The sequence below is a fragment of the Nocardioides sp. LML1-1-1.1 genome, from assembly GCF_040676175.1.
Lineage (GTDB): Bacteria > Actinomycetota > Actinomycetes > Propionibacteriales > Nocardioidaceae > Nocardioides.
In genome coordinates this window covers 183,599-201,463 of sequence record NZ_JBEGHK010000004.1, presented here as the reverse complement: position 1 = coordinate 201,463, position 17,865 = coordinate 183,599, and the positions used below count along the sequence as shown (strand labels likewise).

The 17,865-nt window shown below is 73.2% G+C and carries 17 protein-coding genes; 12 read left to right on the top strand and 5 right to left on the bottom strand.

What is annotated here, in order from left to right; genetic code table 11:
* Positions 1-19: 19 nt before the first annotated feature.
* Complete coding sequence (locus MRBLML1_RS16105) at positions 20-565, top strand: GNAT family N-acetyltransferase (RefSeq protein WP_364517723.1); 546 nt, start codon at positions 20-22, stop codon at positions 563-565.
* On the opposite strand, the gene MRBLML1_RS16100 is transcribed toward MRBLML1_RS16105, so the two are convergent.
* The 3 genes from MRBLML1_RS16100 to MRBLML1_RS16090 are packed head-to-tail and all read right to left on the bottom strand — an operon-like array spanning position 534 to position 2,627.
* Positions 534-1,331 (bottom strand): hypothetical protein, encoded by a 798-nt coding sequence (locus MRBLML1_RS16100; protein WP_364517721.1) that lies wholly within the window; start codon positions 1,329-1,331, stop codon positions 534-536. The two genes, MRBLML1_RS16105 and MRBLML1_RS16100, sit on opposite strands and share 32 nt — an antisense overlap.
* Complete coding sequence (locus MRBLML1_RS16095; RefSeq protein WP_364517719.1) at positions 1,328-1,975, bottom strand: hypothetical protein; 648 nt, start codon at positions 1,973-1,975, stop codon at positions 1,328-1,330. The genes MRBLML1_RS16100 and MRBLML1_RS16095 overlap by 4 nt, the downstream gene beginning before the upstream one ends.
* Positions 1,976-1,979: 4 nt before the next feature.
* Positions 1,980-2,627 carry a DUF4190 domain-containing protein gene (locus tag MRBLML1_RS16090; RefSeq protein ID WP_364517717.1) on the bottom strand — a complete coding sequence of 216 codons (648 nt, stop codon included), beginning with the start codon at positions 2,625-2,627 and terminating at the stop codon, positions 1,980-1,982.
* Between the two features lie 31 nt (positions 2,628-2,658).
* On the opposite strand from MRBLML1_RS16090, the gene MRBLML1_RS16085 reads away from it, so the two are divergent.
* From MRBLML1_RS16085 to proB, 7 genes are all read left to right on the top strand, one after another.
* The gene (locus MRBLML1_RS16085) at positions 2,659-3,852 is read left to right on the top strand and encodes a winged helix DNA-binding domain-containing protein (RefSeq protein WP_364517715.1); all 1,194 of its coding nucleotides are present in this window, start codon (positions 2,659-2,661) and stop codon (positions 3,850-3,852) included.
* A gap of 16 nt (positions 3,853-3,868) precedes the next feature.
* Complete coding sequence (locus MRBLML1_RS16080; RefSeq protein ID WP_364517713.1) at positions 3,869-4,588, top strand: TIGR03936 family radical SAM-associated protein; 720 nt, start codon at positions 3,869-3,871, stop codon at positions 4,586-4,588.
* 286 nt (positions 4,589-4,874) lie between these two features.
* Positions 4,875-7,781, top strand: a complete 2,907-nt coding sequence (locus tag MRBLML1_RS16075) for an Rne/Rng family ribonuclease (RefSeq protein WP_364517711.1) — start codon at positions 4,875-4,877, stop codon at positions 7,779-7,781.
* A gap of 190 nt (positions 7,782-7,971) precedes the next feature.
* Positions 7,972-8,274 (top strand): 50S ribosomal protein L21, encoded by a 303-nt coding sequence (gene rplU / locus MRBLML1_RS16070; RefSeq protein WP_364518182.1) that lies wholly within the window; start codon positions 7,972-7,974, stop codon positions 8,272-8,274.
* A 34-nt stretch (positions 8,275-8,308) separates the two neighbouring features.
* Positions 8,309-8,563: a 50S ribosomal protein L27 gene (gene rpmA, locus MRBLML1_RS16065; protein ID WP_107780716.1), complete on the top strand. Its 255-nt coding sequence runs from the start codon at positions 8,309-8,311 to the stop codon at positions 8,561-8,563.
* An 80-nt stretch (positions 8,564-8,643) separates the two neighbouring features.
* Positions 8,644-10,203, top strand: coding sequence for a GTPase ObgE (obgE, locus tag MRBLML1_RS16060; RefSeq protein ID WP_364517708.1), 1,560 nt, complete (start codon positions 8,644-8,646; stop codon positions 10,201-10,203).
* Positions 10,196-11,311: a glutamate 5-kinase gene (proB, locus tag MRBLML1_RS16055; RefSeq protein ID WP_364517706.1), complete on the top strand. Its 1,116-nt coding sequence runs from the start codon at positions 10,196-10,198 to the stop codon at positions 11,309-11,311. Before obgE ends, proB begins: the two co-directional genes overlap by 8 nt.
* Before the next feature lie 13 nt (positions 11,312-11,324).
* On the opposite strand, the gene ppk2 is transcribed toward proB, so the two are convergent.
* Positions 11,325-12,215, bottom strand: coding sequence for a polyphosphate kinase 2 (gene ppk2, locus MRBLML1_RS16050; RefSeq protein ID WP_364517704.1), 891 nt, complete (start codon positions 12,213-12,215; stop codon positions 11,325-11,327).
* An 84-nt stretch (positions 12,216-12,299) separates the two neighbouring features.
* Here ppk2 and MRBLML1_RS16045 point away from each other — a divergent pair, with 84 nt between their 5' ends.
* The 4 genes from MRBLML1_RS16045 to MRBLML1_RS16030 are packed head-to-tail and all read left to right on the top strand — an operon-like array spanning position 12,300 to position 16,206.
* Complete coding sequence (locus tag MRBLML1_RS16045) at positions 12,300-13,493, top strand: cysteine desulfurase family protein (protein WP_364517702.1); 1,194 nt, start codon at positions 12,300-12,302, stop codon at positions 13,491-13,493.
* Between the two features lie 10 nt (positions 13,494-13,503).
* Positions 13,504-14,616 carry a tRNA 2-thiouridine(34) synthase MnmA gene (mnmA, locus tag MRBLML1_RS16040; protein WP_364517700.1) on the top strand — a complete coding sequence of 371 codons (1,113 nt, stop codon included), beginning with the start codon at positions 13,504-13,506 and terminating at the stop codon, positions 14,614-14,616.
* Positions 14,613-15,608 (top strand): methionine synthase, encoded by a 996-nt coding sequence (locus MRBLML1_RS16035; RefSeq protein WP_364517698.1) that lies wholly within the window; start codon positions 14,613-14,615, stop codon positions 15,606-15,608. Before mnmA ends, MRBLML1_RS16035 begins: the two co-directional genes overlap by 4 nt.
* 58 nt (positions 15,609-15,666) lie before the next feature.
* Positions 15,667-16,206: a type 1 glutamine amidotransferase domain-containing protein gene (locus MRBLML1_RS16030; RefSeq protein ID WP_364517697.1), complete on the top strand. Its 540-nt coding sequence runs from the start codon at positions 15,667-15,669 to the stop codon at positions 16,204-16,206.
* 69 nt (positions 16,207-16,275) lie between these two features.
* Here MRBLML1_RS16030 and MRBLML1_RS16025 read toward each other — a convergent pair whose 3' ends face one another.
* Positions 16,276-17,853 (bottom strand): MFS transporter, encoded by a 1,578-nt coding sequence (locus tag MRBLML1_RS16025; protein ID WP_364517695.1) that lies wholly within the window; start codon positions 17,851-17,853, stop codon positions 16,276-16,278.
* Positions 17,854-17,865 lie beyond the last annotated feature (12 nt).

Sequence of the window (17,865 nt, the reverse complement as noted above, 5' to 3'; positions counted from 1 at the left end):
CGTCTGGCAGGTTGGCCGGGTGAGCGACCTCGGGAACGTCTGGCCGCCGGTGCCGATCCGCACGGACCGCCTGCTGCTGCGTGCCGCGTGTGCGGACGACCGGTCCGCGGTGATCGAGCTGTTCGCCTCCGAGGAGGTCGGGCGGTACGTCGGCGGGGCACGTCCCCGCACCGAGCTGGAGCAGGTCGTCCCGGAGGCCCCGGGCCAGCGCCCGGGCTTCTTCGCCGTCGAGCGCGAGGGCACGACACTCGGGACGGTGACCCTCGACCCGCGTGCGGAGCACCACCCGCACCCGGATGCGCTCGATCTCGGCTACCTCTTCCTGCCCGCGCACTGGGGACACGGGTATGCCGCGGAGGCGGTCGCGGGCGTCCTCGACTGGCTGGCCGCCGTACGCCCGGGTGGGCGGGTGCTGGTCACCACGCAGACCGCGAACGTGCGCTCGCTGCGGCTCGCGGTGCGACTCGGTTTCACCGAGATCGAGCGGTTCACCGAGCACGGCGCCGAGCAGTGGCTCGGCGGCCGGGGCGCGCTCAGCGGCGACGGCCGCGCAGCGACCCGGTGACCTTGTGCTTCGGGTGGCCGATCGCGCACTGGATGTCACGGTCGTCCAGCTTCCAGCTGGACGCGGTGGGATAGGTGTAGATGAAGTCGAAGGCGGAGTCGCCGTAGGCGATGCCCACGAAGGTCTTGAACGCCGCGACGCAGCGCGCGGCCCGGCGGTCGAGAGCTGGCTGGCCCGGGAAGTCCTCGCCGGGCACCGGGAAGGCCGCGTAGATCTCCAGGTCGTGCCTCTTCGCGCACGGCACCAGCGTGACCGTCTCGGTCAGGACGGTCTCCTCCTCGTCCACCGCCTTGAGCTGCGCGGAGTCGAAGCAGTCACCGACCTCGAGCGCCAGGACGGACACCTGGGCCGGGTCGCCGGAGCTGCGGGCGTCGTCCGCGTCCTGCTCGGCGCTCTCCTGCATCCCCTCGCGGAAGCCCTCGAGGAAGGGCGGGACCGCCGCGGCCTGCAGCCCGGTCGCGCCGATGCCGACGACGAGGGTGAGCACGGCGAGCCAGCGGGGCTGGAACCGGCGGCGCGCGAGCGTGACGATCGCCAGCACCGCGCCGACCAGCGGCAGGCAGGGCACGCAGAGGGTGACGCCCAGGCCGAACGCCGTCCAGCCCAGGCCGGTGTCCTGGCTCGGCGCGGGCGCCGGGGGGCCGGCGTACGACGGTGCGCCCCACCCGTGCGGAGCGGGCGGCGCGGGGTGCGCCGGGGTCTCGGCCGCGGGCTCGGTGGGCTGCGGCGGCCCGGGCGGTGTCAGGCCGCCGTCCGAGGCGCTCATGCGGCGTCGGTGTCCGTGCCGCGCAGGGTGCCGGTGAGCTTGTCGCCGTCGGCGTCCAGCACGTAGCAGAAGAACAGGTCGCCCTCGCCGGGGTCGCCCTCCTCGAGGGAGTCCATCGAGATGCCGGCCTCGTAGCGGGCCTCGCCCAGGGCCGCGCGGTACGCCGGGTCGATGCCGTCGAGCCCGGCGCAGAAGTCGGCGGTGGAGAGGTCGTCGTAGGCGTCCAGCAGGTCCTGGTCGAAGCTGCCGACTGCCACGATCTCCCCGTCGTGCGGGTCGCCGCACTCGGCCTTCGCGGGCTCGTCGATGAAGTCGAGGTCCAGGCACTGCCCAACCCGCGCCTGGTCCTCCCAGATGGTGCGCTGGTAGGTCACCGTGACGAGCACGCCGAAGGCGACGATGACCGAGGTGAGCACGATGCCCAGCACCAGGCCGGTGACCGCGGCCCACCGCCCGCCGCGCCGGCCGCCCTTGGTGCGGACCAGCCCGGCGATGCCGAGCCCGATCGCGACGGGCGCGGCACAGCAGGTCAGCGAGCACACGAACGCCGCCAGGGACACCCCGTCGGTGCGGGGCGGCCCGGCGGCGTACGGCGGGTAGCCGCCGCCGTAGGGGTTCGGCGGCCCGGGAGGACCCTGGGTCATCGCGTCAGAGCAGGGACTCGTCGAGCTTGGCGTCGCTCTCGACGTAGCAGATGAAGGGGTCGCTGGCGGCCGGGTCGTCGGCGTCGTCCTCGTCGAAGGCGATCTTCCAGCTCAGGTCCTTCGGGAAGGTGGCGGCCTTCGCGCCGACGAGCGCGCTGCAGACGGCCTTCTGCGCCTCCTCGTCGGTGGTCACGGTGGCCGGCGGCGTGGGGACGTCGCCCCACTTGCCGACGTAGACGACCTCGCCGTCGTGCTCCTCGGAGCAGTCCTTCTTGCGCAGGAAGATGTTGTCGTCGCTGGTGGTCACGTTGACGCACTGGCCGACCTCGGCGTCGCTGGGGGAGACCATGCTCTGGCGGATCAGGACGATGGCGACGCCGCCGCCGATCTGGAGCAGGACGACGAGCAGGCCCACGACGAGGCCACCGATGGCGAAGCCGCGGCCCTTGCGCTGGCCACCCTTGGTGCGGGACAGGCCCACGAAACCGAGGATCACGCCGATCAGCGCGGTGCAGCACAGGACGCTGAGCACGAGCGAGGCGACGGAGACGCCGTCGGTCTTGGGCGGCTCGCCGCCTCCGTCGTAGCCGTGGGGCGCGCCGTAGGGGTTCGGGGGCGGCGGCGGGGTGGCGCCGCCGTAGGGGTTGCTCACGCGGGTCACCCTAGTGGGCGAGGATGGACAGGTGCGTCAGTTATCAGACCTGGTCAGGCGGCACCGGCTGGCCTCCCGCCACGGCCTGGTGCGCCGCCACGACTCCGTCGCCGCCGCCACCGAGGCGATGACGGCCCTGCACGCCACCGAGGCCGCCACGGTCCACCTCGCGCTGTGGGCGCGGGTCGAGGGCGTCACCGTGGCCGCCGTCGACCGGGCGCTGTACGACGAGCAGAGCATCGTCAAGCAGCTCGCGATGCGTCGTACCCTCTTCGCCTTCCCGCGCGACCTGCTGCCGGCGGCCTGGGGGAGCGCGTCCCTACGGGTGGCGCGCCAGCAGCGGGCCCAGCTCGCCAAGAACGTCGCCGCCGCGGGGCTCGCCGAGGGCGAGGCGGCCGTCGAGGAGTGGATCGAGGCGGCCGCGGAGGCCGTGCTCGCCGTGCTCGCGGACGGCACCGCGCGGACCACCCGCGAGGTGCGCGAGCGGGTGCCCGCGCTCGACGGACGGATCAGCGTCGGCGGGGGACCGGGGAAGAAGTGGGGCGGTGAGCTCCCCGTCGGGTCCTGGGTGATGGGCACCCTCGGCGCCGAGGGCCGGATCGTCCGGGCCGCCAACGCCGGGCACTGGCGGCTGAACAAGCCGGCCTGGACCACGACGGCGCACTGGTTGGGCGAGGTCCCCGAGCCGTTGCCGGAGGCGGCGGGCTACGCCGCGCTCGTCGCCCGGTGGCTGGCGACCTTCGGGCCCGGCACCGAGGCGGACATCGTCTGGTGGCTGGGCGCCACCAAGACGGCCGTTCGCCGCGCGCTCGCCGACCTCGACGCCGAGCAGGTCGGGCTGGACGACGGCGGGACCGGGTGGGTGCTGCCGGGCGACACCGGGACCGACGAGGAGGTCTCGCCGTGGGCGGCGCTGCTGCCGACCCTGGACCCGACGGTGATGGGCTGGAAGGAGCGCGGGTTCTACCTGGACCCGGCCGACACGCCGTACCTCTTCGACAGCAACGGCAACGCCGGCAACACCGCCTGGTGGGACGGCCGGATCGTCGGCTGCTGGGTGCAGGACGACGCCGCGCGGGTGCACCTGGTGCTGCGTGAGGACGTGCCCGCCGCGGGGCGGGCGGCGCTGGAGGAGGAGGCCGAGCGGCTCACCGCCTGGCTCGACGGCACCCGGATCACCAACGTCTACGCGTCGCCGCAGATGCGCGGCGCCCGCCTCCCCTGACCTAGCATGAGGGCCCGTGAGTCGTCAGCAGCCCGAGCAGCAGGCACCCCCGGTCCAGCGGCTGCGGATCCGCTACGCCAAGCGCGGCCGGTTGCGCTTCACCAGCCACCGTGACGTGAGCCGTGCCATCGAGCGCGCCGTCGTCCGGGCCCGGATCCCGATGGCCTACTCCTCGGGCTTCCACCCGCACCCCCGGATCTCCTACGCCGGTGCGTCGCCGACCGGGGCGGCCAGCGAGGCGGAGTACGTCGAGCTGGGTCTCGCCGAGGTCCGTGAGCCCGCCAGCATCGCCGCCGAGCTCGACGCGGTGCTGCCCGAGGGGCTCGACGTCGTCGCCACCGTCGACGCCGCGGAGTCCCTCGCCGGCTCGCTGTCCGACCTGCTCACCGCCAGCCACTGGCTGATCGACCTCGGCGACACGCCGCGCGCCGACGTCGAGGCGGGGGTCGCTGCCTTCCTCGCGACCGAGTCGATCGTGGTGGAGCGGATGACGAAGAAGGGCATGCGCGCCTTCGACTGCCGCGCGGCCGTCGTCCGGCTGGCCGTGACCGAGGACGGCGGGCTCGACCTGCTCCTGGAGCACACGGTGCCGGCGGTGCGGCCTGACGACGTGCTCACCGGCCTGCGTGAGGCGGGCGGGCTCGACGTACCGTCGACGGTGCTGCTGACCCGGGTCGCCCAGGGCGTCCTGGACCGCGCCGCGGGGACGCTCGGCGACCCGCTGGCCACCCGTTGATGCCCACCGCCCGATCCGGGTGTGCGATACTCGCCACAGATCACCCGGCGCGTCCCACCGGACCGCGCCCCACGATCTGACGACGTTCTCGCCGCCCGGCAGGAGACTGACCGGACGGCACGGTGGAGGTCGGACACCCGCTAGACGCGACGCACACGGCGACCGCGGCAGGCGAGGGCCCGGCTCCCAGTGACGCTCCGCGGAGGGTGTCGTCCCACGAAGGCTTACGGCACCGCGTGTGCCGATGACACCCCGGCCGCAGCGCGGCCGGGTGGAGGAGAAGCGCATGACTGACGCGCCCACCGAGACCCCGTCCGAGACTCCCGAGGCCGCTCAGCCCCCGGAGGCGCCCGCGAAGCCCGCCAAGAAGGCGGCCGCGAAGAAGACGGCGGCCAAGAAGACCGCCGCGAAGAAGACGGCGGCGAAGAAGACCGCCGCCAAGAAGGCCGCCGCCGCGCCCGAGGGCGACGAGCCGGCCAAGAAGACCGCGGCGAAGAAGACCGCCGCGAAGAAGACGGCGGCGAAGAAGACCACCGCCAAGAAGACCGCGGCGAAGAAGACCACCGCCAAGAAGGCCGCCGCGTCCGAGCAGCTCACGCTCGAGGAGACGCCCGCCGAGGAGTCCACCTCCTCGGCCGCCGTGCTCTTCCAGGCGCCCGCCGCCACGCCGGCCGAGGCCGTCGAGCCCGCCGCGCCGGTCGAGGAGGAGGCCGTCGAGGAGGAGACGCCCGCCGCCGACGAGACCCCGGCCGAGGAGCCCGCGAAGCCGGCCGAGGACGCGGAGCAGTCCGACGACGACGAGGACGACGAGGAGGAGTCGGACGGCACCACCGGTCCGGCCCGCCGTCGCCGCCGCCGGGGCGGCCGTCGCCGTCGTAAGCCCGCCGGTGCCGGCCAGGGCAACGACGAGTCCGGCGAGGACGCCGCCGAGCAGCCCGCCGAGGGCGAGAGCACCGAGACCGCGGCCCCCGAGGCCGAGGACACCGACGGCGAGCAGAACGAGTCCGGCGGCCAGGGCGGGGGCAGCAGCTCCTCGCGTCGCCGTCGCCGTCGCCGTCGTGCGGGCGAGGGCCCCGACGACGGGGGCGACGACCCGGAGAACACCGTCACCCGGGTCCGCAAGCCGCGCTCGTCCGAGGACGAGATCACCTCGATCTCCGGCTCCACCCGCCTGGAGGCCAAGAAGCAGCGCCGCCGCGAGGGCCGCGAGGCCGGCCGCCGCCGTGCGCCGATCGTGAGCGAGGCCGAGTTCCTGGCCCGCCGCGAGTCCGTCGAGCGGGTCATGGTCGTGCGCCAGCGCAAGGACCTCACCCAGATCGCCGTCCTCGAGGACAAGGTGCTGGTCGAGCACTACGTCGCCCGCGAGTCTCAGACCTCGCTCATCGGCAACGTCTACCTCGGCCGCGTCCAGAACGTGCTGCCCTCGATGGAGGCCGCCTTCATCGACATCGGCAAGGGCCGCAACGCCGTGCTGTACGCCGGCGAGGTCAACTGGTCCGCGCTGGGCCACAAGGACGGCCAGCCCCGCAAGATCGAGTCGGTGCTCCAGTCGGGCCAGACCGTCCTGGTCCAGGTCAGCAAGGACCCGATCGGCCACAAGGGCGCCCGCCTCACCAGCCAGGTCAGCCTGGCCGGCCGCTTCCTGGTCTACGTGCCCGACGGCACGACCTCGGGCATCTCCCGCAAGCTGCCCGACACCGAGCGGGCCCGGCTCAAGGCCCTGCTGAAGGAGGCCGTGCCCGCTTCGGCCGGCGTCATCGTCCGCACCGCGGCCGAGGGTGCCTCCGAGGACGAGCTGACCCGCGACATCGAGCGGCTCAAGACCAAGTGGGAGGCCATCGAGGCCAAGGTCGCCAAGGGCAACGCCCCGCAGCTGCTGCACGGGGAGCCCGACCTGACCCTCAAGGTGGTCCGCGACCTGTTCACCGAGGACTTCGCCAAGCTCGTCGTCCAGGGCGACGAGGCGTGGGCCTCGGTCAAGGAGTACGTCGACCAGATCGCTCCGGACCTCGCCGACCGGCTCGAGCACCACGAGCCCTCCGACGGCGACCTGTTCGCGACGTACCGCATCGACGAGCAGATCGCCAAGGGTCTCGACCGCAAGGTGTGGCTGCCCTCCGGCGGCTCGCTGGTCATCGACCGCACCGAGGCGATGACCGTCGTCGACGTCAACACCGGCAAGTTCACCGGCTCCGGGGGCAACCTGGAGGAGACGGTCACCAAGAACAACCTCGAGGCGGCGGAGGAGATCGTTCGCCAGCTCCGGCTGCGCGACATCGGCGGCATCATCGTCGTCGACTTCATCGACATGGTCCTGGAGGCCAACCGCGACCTGGTGCTGCGCCGGCTGGTCGAGTGCCTGGGCCGCGACCGGACCCGCCACCAGGTCGCCGAGGTCACCTCGCTCGGCCTGGTGCAGATGACCCGCAAGCGGATCGGCACCGGCCTGGTGGAGGCGTTCAGCGAGAACTGCTCGCACTGCCAGGGGCGCGGCATCGTGGTCCACGACCTGCCCGTCGAGCCCAAGCGCGGCGGCAACGGCGGGGGCAACGGCGGCGAGCAGAACGGCGACGAGCCGCGGCGCGGCAACCGCCGCCGCAAGGGCCGGGGCCAGGGTGGCGAGCAGGCCGAGGCCGCTCCGAAGCCGGTGCCCTCGCCCAAGGACGTCGCCGCGATGGCCAAGCACCACGACGAGGAGCCCGCCGAGGAGCCCACGGTCGAGGAGCCGAAGGTCGAGGAGCCGAAGGCCGAGGAGCCCAAGGTCGAGGAGCCGAAGGCCGAGGAGCCGAAGGTCGAGGAGCCGAAGGTCGAGGAGCCGAAGGCCGAGGAGCCCAAGGCCGAGGAGCCCGAGGAGCCGGTCGCCAAGACCACGGTCGTCACCCGGACCCGCAAGCGGGCCAGCACCGGCCCGCTCACCCCGGCCGCTGCCCCCGCGCCCGCCCCCGTCCCGGAGCCGGCGCCCGCCGCCGAGCAGCCGGCCGAGGAGCCCGCGCCGGAGCCGGTCGTGACCGCCCCCGTGGTGAAGCAGACGCGTCGCCGTTCGAGCAGCCGCGCCGCCACGCCCACCGTCGAGGAGGCTCCCGCCGAGGAGGCTGCCGAGACGCCCACGACCGCGGTGGACGCGGACGGCGAGACCGAGCCGCACGTGGAGCACGTGCCGGTGAAGAAGAAGGGCGGGGCGCGCAAGCGCTGAGCCCGGCGGGGCACCGGGGCCTGCGGTTTTGGCGGAAACCGGTGCCACCCGTAGTATTGACCGTCGGTGCGCCGCCGAGGCGCGCCGTTCTGCTGGCACCCGGCAACCCGGCCGGATCCCCGACCGAACAGCTGTGTGTGCCGCAGCCGAGACCTTCGGACAGACGTTGACGAGTAAGGAGCCCGCGGTGGTGTACGCGATCGTGCGCGCAGGCGCGAAGCAGGAGAAGGTCGCTGTCGGCGACGTCATCGAGATCGACAAGGTCTCCACGCCGGTCGGCGACACCCTGACCCTTCCGGTCGTGCTCGCGGTGGACGGCGAGACCGTCACCGCCACCGGCCTGGACAAGGCGTCGGTGACGGTCGAGGTCCTCGGCGCCACCAAGGGCCCGAAGATCGTCATCCAGAAGTACAAGAACAAGACCGGCTACAAGAAGCGCCAGGGTCACCGCCAGAAGTACACCCAGGTCAAGGTCACCGACATCTCGCTCTGAGCCTCCGGCTCAGCACTCTCCGAAGGACTGAAACATGGCACACAAGAAGGGCGCGGCGTCCACCAAGAACGGCCGCGACTCCAACGCCCAGCGCCTCGGCGTCAAGCGCTTCGGCGGCCAGCTGGTCAACGCCGGCGAGATCATCGTCCGCCAGCGGGGCACCCACTTCCACCCCGGCTCGGGCGTCGGTCGCGGTGGCGACGACACCCTGTTCGCGCTGGTCGCGGGCAACGTCGAGTTCGGCAAGAAGCGCGGCCGCAAGGTCGTCAACATCGTCCCGGGCGAGTGAGCTGACGCTCACCCGACCTGACATCGAAGGGCGTCCCGGACGGGGCGCCCTTCGTCCATTTCTCCTGAAAGACTGATCCCATGGCCGTGCCCACCTTCGTCGACCGCGTGACCCTCTCCGTGGCTGCCGGTCGCGGAGGCAACGGCGTGGCGTCGGTGCACCGCGAGAAGTTCAAGCCGCTCGGCGGCCCCGACGGCGGCAACGGCGGTCCCGGCGGATCGATCATCCTGCGCGTCGACCCCGACGTGACCACGCTGCTCGACTACCACCACAGCCCGCAGCGCAAGGCCGAGCACGGCGGGCACGGGGCGGGCGACCGCCGCAACGGTGCGCACGGGGCGGACCTGGTCCTCGCCGTACCGGCCGGCACCGTCGTCAAGCAGCGCAACGGCGAGGTGATAGCCGACCTCGTGGTGCCCGGCACCGAGATCGTGGTCGCCCAGGGCGGCCGGGGCGGGCTCGGCAACGCCTCGCTGGCCTCGAAGTCCCGCAAGGCGCCCGGCTTCGCGCTGCTCGGCGAGCCCGGCGACGAGCTCGACGTGGTCCTGGAGCTCAAGGTCGTCGCCGACATCGGCCTGGTGGGCTTCCCCAGCGCGGGCAAGTCCAGCCTGATCGCGGCGATCTCGCGGGCCCGGCCGAAGATCGCGGACTACCCCTTCACCACCCTGGTCCCCAACCTCGGCGTGGTCACCGCCGGTGACATCACCTTCACCGTCGCCGACGTCCCCGGCCTGATCGAGGGCGCCGCGGAGGGCCGCGGCCTCGGCCACGACTTCCTGCGCCACATCGAGCGCTGCGCCGCGCTGGTGCACGTGCTCGACACCGCCACCCTGGAGCCCGGCCGCAACCCGGCCGACGACCTCGACGTGATCGAGGCCGAGCTCAGCCGGTACGGCGGCCTGGAGGACCGACCGCGGCTGGTGGCCCTCAACAAGGTGGACGTCCCCGACGGCCGCGGCATCGCCGAGCTGGTCCTCGACGAGCTGCGCGAGCGCGGGCTGCGGGTCTTCGAGATCTCCGCGGTGTCCGGCGAGGGCACCCGTGAGCTGGTCTTCGCGATGGCCGAGATCGTGGCGGAGGCCCGCCGCGCCAAGGCGGCCGAGATCCCGGCCCGGATCGTCGTGCGGCCCAAGGCCATCGACGACGACGGCTTCACCGTCAAGCGCACCGGCGCCGGCTGGCGGGTGCGCGGCACCAAGCCCGAGCGCTGGGTGCGCCAGACCGACTTCAGCAACGACGAGGCGGTCGGCTACCTCGCCGATCGGCTCAACCGGCTCGGTGTGGAGGCGAAGCTGGTCCAGCTCGGCGCCGAGGAGGGTGACGCCGTGCTGATCGGGCCGACCGACAACTCCGTGGTCTTCGACTTCAAGCCGGGCATCGACGCGGGCGCGGAGAACCTGTCCCGTCGTGGCGAGGACGACCGCTTCCACCCGGACCGGCCGGCTGCTGCGCGGCGCCGCGAGATCCAGGAGAACATGGACGACCGCGGCGAGAACGAGACCCGGGCCGACGTCGCCCGGCGCCTCGACCGGCCCGACGAGTACGGCCCGCAGTCCTACGAGATCGGTTCGGAGGACGACCCCGACGTCCGGGCGGCGAGCGACGCGGACGCATGGGCCGAGGACGACCCCGGTGAGTGACCGGGGGGCCGTCACCGCCGCCCGCCGCATCGTGGTCAAGGTCGGGTCGTCGTCGCTGACGACCGCGACCGGCGGCATCGACCCGGACCGGGTCAGCGCGCTCGTCGACGTGCTGGCGGCCGCGCGGGCGCGCGGGGCCGAGGTCGTGCTGGTGTCCTCCGGCGCGATCGCGGCCGGACTGGCACCGCTGGGCCTGAAGAAGCGGCCGCGCGGGCTGGCCGCGCAGCAGGCCGCCGCGTCGGTGGGCCAGGGGCTGCTGGTGCACCGCTACACCGAGGAGCTGGCCCGCCACGGGCTCACCGCGGGGCAGGTGCTGCTCACCCTCGACGACGTCACCCGGCGCTCGCACTACCGCAACGCCCACCAGACCTTCACCAAGCTGCTCGAGCTCGGCGTGATCCCGATCGTCAACGAGAACGACACGGTCGCGACCACCGAGATCCGCTTCGGCGACAACGACCGGCTCGCCGCGCTCGTCGCACACCTGGTCCACGCCGACCTGCTGGTCCTGCTCTCCGACGTCGACGGCCTGTACGACGGCCCACCCACCCGCCCCGGCACGCAGCTGATCGCCGAGGTGCACGGTCCGGCGGACCTCGACGCCGTCAGCATCGGCTCCGCCGGCTCCGCCGGGGTCGGCACCGGCGGCATGGTCACCAAGGTGGAGGCCGCCGCGATCGCCACGGGCTCCGGCATCCCGGTCGTGCTCACCTCCGCCGAGCGGGCCGGCGCCGCGCTCGCGGGCGAGCCGGTCGGCACGTTCTTCCACACCACCGGCAAGCGCCGTCCGACCCGGTTGCTCTGGCTGCGCCACGCGAGCGAGGGCAAGGGTGCCCTGGTGCTCGACCCGGGTGCCGTGCGCGCCGTCGTCGAGCGCCGTGCCTCGCTCCTGGCGGCCGGCATCACCGGCGTGCAGGGCGACTTCACCGCCGGTGACCCGGTCGACCTGCTCGACCCCGACGGCGGCCTGGTCGGTCGCGGCCTGGTCAACTTCGACGCCGCCGAGGTGCCGGCCCTGCTCGGCCGCTCCTCCCAGGACCTGCGTCGCGAGCTGGGCGAGGGCTACGAGCGCGAGGTCATCCACCGCGACGCGCTCGTCGTGCTCTGAGGCACGGCCGGGCTCAGTCGCCGACCGCGTCGATCCCGCGCTGGACGATCAGCGGGTCGGGCTGTCCCACGACCTCGGCGTCCTTGCCGTCGTACTCGAAGCGGGACAGGAAGTGCCGCATCGCGTTGATCCGGGCGCGCTTCTTGTCGTTGGACTTGATGGTCGTCCACGGCACCACGTCGGTGTCGGTACGACGGATCATCGCCTCCTTCGCCTCGGTGTAGGCCTCCCACTTGTCGAGCGACTCCAGGTCCATCGGGGAGAGCTTCCACTGCCGCACCGGGTCGACCTGGCGGATGATGAAGCGGGTGCGCTGCTCGGCCTGGGTGACGGAGAACCAGAACTTGGTGAGCGTGATGCCGGACTCGACGAGCATCTCCTCGAAGTAGGGCACGTGCCGCACGAAGGTCTCGTACTCCTCGTCGGAGCAGAAGCCCATCACCCGCTCCACGACGGCGCGGTTGTACCAGGAGCGGTCGAGCAGGGCCATCTCGCCGGCGGTCGGCAGGTGCTGGACGTAGCGCTGGAAGTACCACTGCCCGGCCTCGCGGTCGCTGGGCTTGGTGAGCGCGACGACGCGGGCGTGGCGCGGGTTGAGGTGCTCCATGAAGCGCTTGATCGTGCCGCCCTTCCCGGCGGCGTCGCGGCCCTCGAAGATGAGGACGTGGCGCGAGCCGTCGGCCAACGCCTGTGCCTGGAGCTTCAGCAGCTCGACCTGGAGCAGGTACTTCTGCTCGTCGTACTCCGCCCGCGGCATCCGCTCGGCGTAGGGGTAGTTCTCCCGCCAGGTGTCGACGGCCCTGCCGAAGGGGTCGATCAGCACCGGGTCGTCGTCGTGGTCCTCGCCGATCCGATGACCGTCGACGCCGAGGCGGTCGATGTACGCGCGCACGTCCTGCAACATGCGCCGGAGGCTAGGAGAGCGGCATGAACGACAGGTGGCCGCATTGGGTACGACGCCCGGCGGCGCCGTACGCTGGGAGATGCCATGAACGCTGTGCCGACGGTCTACCTCGACCACGCCGCGACCACCCCGATGGTCCCCGCGGCGATCGAGGCCATGACGGCCCACCTCGGCGCGGTCGGCAACGCCAGCTCGCTGCACGCCTCCGGCCGCCGGGCCCGGCGGATCGTCGAGGAGTCCCGCGAGACGCTGGCCCAGGCGCTCAACTGCCGCCCGGGCGAGGTGGTCTTCACCTCCGGCGGCACCGAGGCCGACAACCTGGCGATCAAGGGCCTGTACTGGTCGCGTCGCGCGGGTGACCCGCGCCGGCTGCGGATCCTCGCCACCGCGGTCGAGCACCACGCGGTCCTCGACCCGCTGGAGTGGCTCGAGGAGCACGAGGGCGCGGGCATCAACCTGCTGCCGGTCGACGGCGAGGGCCGGCTCTCGCCGGAGGGCCTGCGGGCCGCGATCGAGACCGAGCCGGTCTCCGTCGCCGCGATCACCGTCATGTGGGCCAACAACGAGGTCGGCACCGTCCAGCCGATCGAGGAGGTCGTCCGGATCGCCGCCGAGCACGGCATCCCCGTGCACACCGACGCGGTGCAGGCGATCGGCGCGGTGCCGGTCGACTTCGCGGCCAGCGGCGTGGACGCGCTGTCGGTCTCGGGGCACAAGGTGGGCGGTCCGCAGGGCGTCGGTGCGCTCGTCGTACGACGCGAGGTGGACCTCACCGCGCTGCTGCACGGCGGCGGCCAGGAGCGCGACGTGCGCAGCGGGACCCTCGACGTGCCCGCCATCGCCGGCTTCGCCGCGGCGGTGGAGCTGGCGGTGAAGCAGCAGGCCGACCTCGCGGCGCGGCTGAGCGTGCTGCGTGAGCGGCTCGTGGCCGGCGTACGACGGGCGGTGCCGGACGTCGTGCTCAACGGGGCCTCGGCAGGCTCGGCCAGCGGCGTCGACCGGTTGCCGGGCAACGTGCACCTCAGCTTCCCCGGCTGCGAGGGCGACTCGCTGCTCATGCTGCTCGATGCCCGCGGCATCGAGTGCTCGACGGGCTCGGCCTGCTCGGCCGGGGTGCCCCAGCCCTCGCACGTGCTGCTCGCCATGGGTCGCTCGGCCGCGGAGGCGCGCAGCTCGTTGCGGTTCAGCCTCGGCCACACCAGCACCGAGGCCGACGTCGACGCCGTCGTCGCCGCGATCGCGCCGTGCGTCGAGCGGGCCCGCGCGGCCCGCGCCTGAGGCGGGCGCGATGAAGGTCGTCGCCGCCATGTCCGGGGGAGTGGACTCGGCCGTCGCCGCCGCGCGCGCCCACGAGGCCGGCCACGACGTCACCGGCATCCACCTCGCGCTCTCGCGCAACCCCAAGTCCTACCGCTCGGGGGCGCGCGGCTGCTGCACCATCGAGGACGCGAACGACGCCCGCCGCGCGGCCGACGTGATCGGTATCCCGTTCTACGTCTGGGACCTCTCCGACCGCTTCCACACCGACGTGGTCGAGGACTTCATGGACAGTTATGCCGCCGGCGAGACCCCGAACCCGTGCCTGCGCTGCAACGAGAGGATCAAGTTCGCCGCGGTCCTCGACCGGGCGCTCGGGCTGGGCTTCGACGCGGTCGCGACCGGTCACTACGCCACGGTCGTGGATGGTCCGTCCGGGGTGGAGCTGCACCGGGCGGCGGACGGGGCGAAGGACCAGTCCTACGTGCTCGGTGTGCTCGACGAGCAGCAGCTGCGGCACTCGCTGTTCCCGCTCGGCGACACCCCCAAGCCCCAGGTGCGCGCGGAGGCCGCCGCCCGCGGTCTCCTCGTCGCCGACAAGCCCGACAGCCACGACATCTGCTTCGTCGCCGACGGTGACAACGCGGGCTGGCTGCGGGAGAAGCTCGGTGACCGCGCACCCAACCACGGCGGGGAGATCCGCGACGAGGCGACCGGCGCGGTGCTCGGGCACCACGAGGGCACCTACGCGTTCACGATCGGCCAGCGCCGCGGGCTGCGGCTCGGCCACCCCGCCCCTGACGGCCGGCCGCGCTTCGTGCTCGACATCGAGCCGGTGAGCGGCACGGTCACCGTCGGCCCGCGCGAGCGGCTGGCCATCGAGCGGATCACCGGCGACCGGCTGCGCTGGTGCGGTGCGGCGCTGCCCGCCGGCGCGATCCTCGACGGGCCCGGTGTCACCGTGCAGCTGCGGGCCCACGGGGCGGAGCACCGCGCGGTGGTCCGCGTGGGGGACGGCGTCCTCGACGTCGAGCTGATCGACCGCGCCGAGGGCATCGCCCCCGGCCAGGCCGTCGTCGTCTACGACGGCACGCGCGTCGTCGGCTCGGCCACCATCACCCTCGCCGAGCGGGTGCCCGCGTGAGGGCATCCGGGATCGGCTCCTTCCCCGGCACCACCCAGCAGGCGTACGACGAGGCGCTGGCGATCGTGCTGGGCGAGCTCGCCGAGGACCTGCCCTACCTCCCCGAGGTGCCCGGCCGCGGCGCCACCGCCGCGATGACCGGGCGCACCCTCGGACTGGTCGGTGAGCTGGACGCCGACCTGCAGCCCGGGGGCTGGCGGCTGACCGGCACCTCCGGCGCCCCGCCGCTCGACCAGCGCCGGGCCCGCAGCCTGCTCGCCCAGGACCTGGACGCGCTGGAGGAGCGGGCGGCCGACCACGCCGGCCCCTTCAAGGTGCAGGTCACCGGCCCCTGGACGCTCGCCGCGACCGTCGAGCGCCCGCGCGGCGACAAGCTGCTCGCCGACCACGGCGCCCGTCGTGACCTCGCCCAGGCGCTCGCGCTGGCGGTGAGCGACCATCTCGCCGACGTGCGTCGCCGGCTGCCCCGCGCCACCGAGCTGGTGCTCCAGCTCGACGAGCCCGCCCTGCCCGCGGTGCTCGCGGCGCAGGTCCCCACCGCGTCCGGCTTCGGCCGGCACCGCACCATCCACCCGCCCGAGGCCAGCGAGGCGCTGGAGGAGGTGCTCGCTGCCGCCACGGCCGCCGGCGCCACCGCCTGGGTGCACTGCTGCGCGCCGGACGTGCCGATCGGCCTGCTGCGCGGGGCGGGCGCGCGCGGGGTGATGATCGACCTGGACCTGCTGGGACCTGAGGGGATGGACGCCGCCGCCGAGGCGCTGGAGGCTGCCGCGACGGTGGCCCTCGGCGTCGTACCGACCTCGGGAGAGCTGCCCTCCGACAAGGCCGTCGTGGAGCGGGTGCTGCGCTGGCTCGACCTGCTCGGCCTCGACCCGGCCACGGTGGGGGAGCACCTCGTGGTCACGCCGTCGTGCGGGCTCGCGGGGGCCGGCGCCGCCGGTGCGCGACGCGCCACGGAGCTGCTCGGCTCGGTCGCCCGCTCGCTGGGCTGACCGACTGCCCGGTGCGCCGCTGGGTAACAGGGGGTTCCCCCACCTGAGGAGCTGTGCCATGCCCGACCTGAGCGGCAAGGTCGTCGCCATCATCGCCGGTGACTACGTCGAGGAGCCCGAGCTCGTCGGCCCCCGCGACCGCCTGCGCGAGGCCGGCGCCGAGGTGCGGGTGCTGTCCCGGGACGGGTCGCCGATCCAGGCCGCCGAGGGCGACGTGACGCCGACGCAGAAGATCGAGACGGACGGGGCGTACGCCGACCTCGACGTGGACACGATCGACGCGCTCGTCGTCCCCGGCGGCACGGTCAACGCCGACCACCTGCGCGTCGACCAGCGCGCCCAGACACTCGTCCGCAAGGTCGCCGCGGCCGACAAGCCGCTCGCCGTCATCTGCCACGGGCCTTGGCTGCTGGTCTCCGCCGGGCTCGTCGAGGGCCGCCGGCTCACCAGCTGGCCGAGCCTGCAGGACGACATCCGCAACGCGGGCGGCGACTGGGTCGACGCCGAGGTGGTCGTGGACCGCAAGCTGGTGACCAGCCGCAAGCCGGACGACGTACCGGCCTTCGTGGAGGCGATCGAGCGGCTCCTCACGAGCTGACCACCTGAGAACGGGACAGGGCCCGCCGGAGTATCTCGCTCCGGCGGGCCCTGGTCTGCGCGGGGAACCTCAGCCGACGTGGACGCCCTCCGGGACGCCGTCGGTCGCGATCTCCTCGTGCTTGACGTTGAGCAGCAGCCACACGATCAGCGAGGCGGCCCAGATCATGAACGCGCCGACGAGGAAGGCGTGGGTCGCACCGTCGGCGAAGGCCTCCAGCCCGTTGAGCGGGTTGGTGGGGTTCGCCGCGGCGAGGTCGCCGAGCTTCTGCGTGGTGTAGTGCGAGGCGACGGCCGAGAGGGTGGCCAGGCCGAGCGCGCCACCGACCTGCTGCATGGTGTTGAGGACGCCCGAGCCGATGCCGGCGTCCTGGGTGCGCACGCCGTGCACGGCGACCAGGGTCATCGGCACGAAGGTCAGGCCCATGCCCAGCGACATCACCACGATGAACGGCGCGATGTCGGTCCAGTAGTTCTCCGAGCCGAACTCGATGCGCGAGAACATGAACAGCGCGAAGCCCGCGAGCAGCGTGCCCGTGCCGGCCAGGAAGCGCGGGTCGAACTTCGTCATCAGCTTCGAGGACAGCGTGGCACCGAAGACCATGCCGAAGCAGAACGGCAGGAACGCGAAGCCGGCCTTGAGCGGGGAGTACCCCATCACGTTCTGGATGTAGAGGGAGAGGAAGAAGAACATCGCGAACATCGCGGCGGGGGTGATCATCATCGACACGAACGCCACGGCCCGAGCGCGGCTGGCGAAGATCGACAGCGGCATGAGCGGGCTCTTGATCCGGCTCTCGGCGAGGACGAAGGCGATCAGGGCCACGACGCCGACGATCATCGCCGTCAGTGCGACCGGGTCGCCCCAACCGTAGGTGCTGCCCTGCGGGTTGACCTGCGAGATGGTGTCCGGGTCGACGTTGCTGGTGCGGGTGATGCCGTAGACCAGGGCGAGCAGGCCGCCGGTGCCGAGGATGGCGCCGGGCAGGTCGAGCGCACCCGCGTGGTGGTCGGTGTCCGGGAGCAGGCGCGGGGCGAGGAAGGCCGCCACGAGGCCGATCGGGACGTTGATGAGGAAGGTCAGGCGCCAGCCCCAGCTGGGGTCGAGGTCGGTCAGCCAGCCGCCGAGGATCAGGCCGATGGCGGCACCGATGCCGGACATCATCGCGAACACGGAGAACGCGCGGTTCCGGGCGGGCCCGGCCGGGAACGTCGTGGTGATCAGCGCGAGGGCGGTCGGCGAGGCGAGCGCGGCGCCAAGACCCTGCAGGCCCCGCGAGCCCAGCAGCATGGCCTCGTTCTGCGCGATCCCACCGAGCGCGGAGGCGACCGCGAAGAGCGCGACACCGATCATGAAGATCCGGCGGCGGCCGAACAGGTCGCCGAGCCGGCCGCCGAGCAGGAGCAGGCCACCGAAGGCCAGGGCGTAGCCGGTGACGACCCAGGACAGGTTGGAGGCGTCGATCTTGAGGTCCGTGCCGATGTAGGGCAGGGCGATGTTGGCGATGGTGCTGTCGAGCACCACCATCAGCTGCGCCATGCAGATCAGCACGAGGGCCCAGCCGTAGTGGCCGGGGGAGGACGGCGGGTCGGCCACGTGGGACGACGTGGTGTCGTCCGGCAGGTCCGAGGACGTGATGTCGGTCAAGGTGGTTCCTTG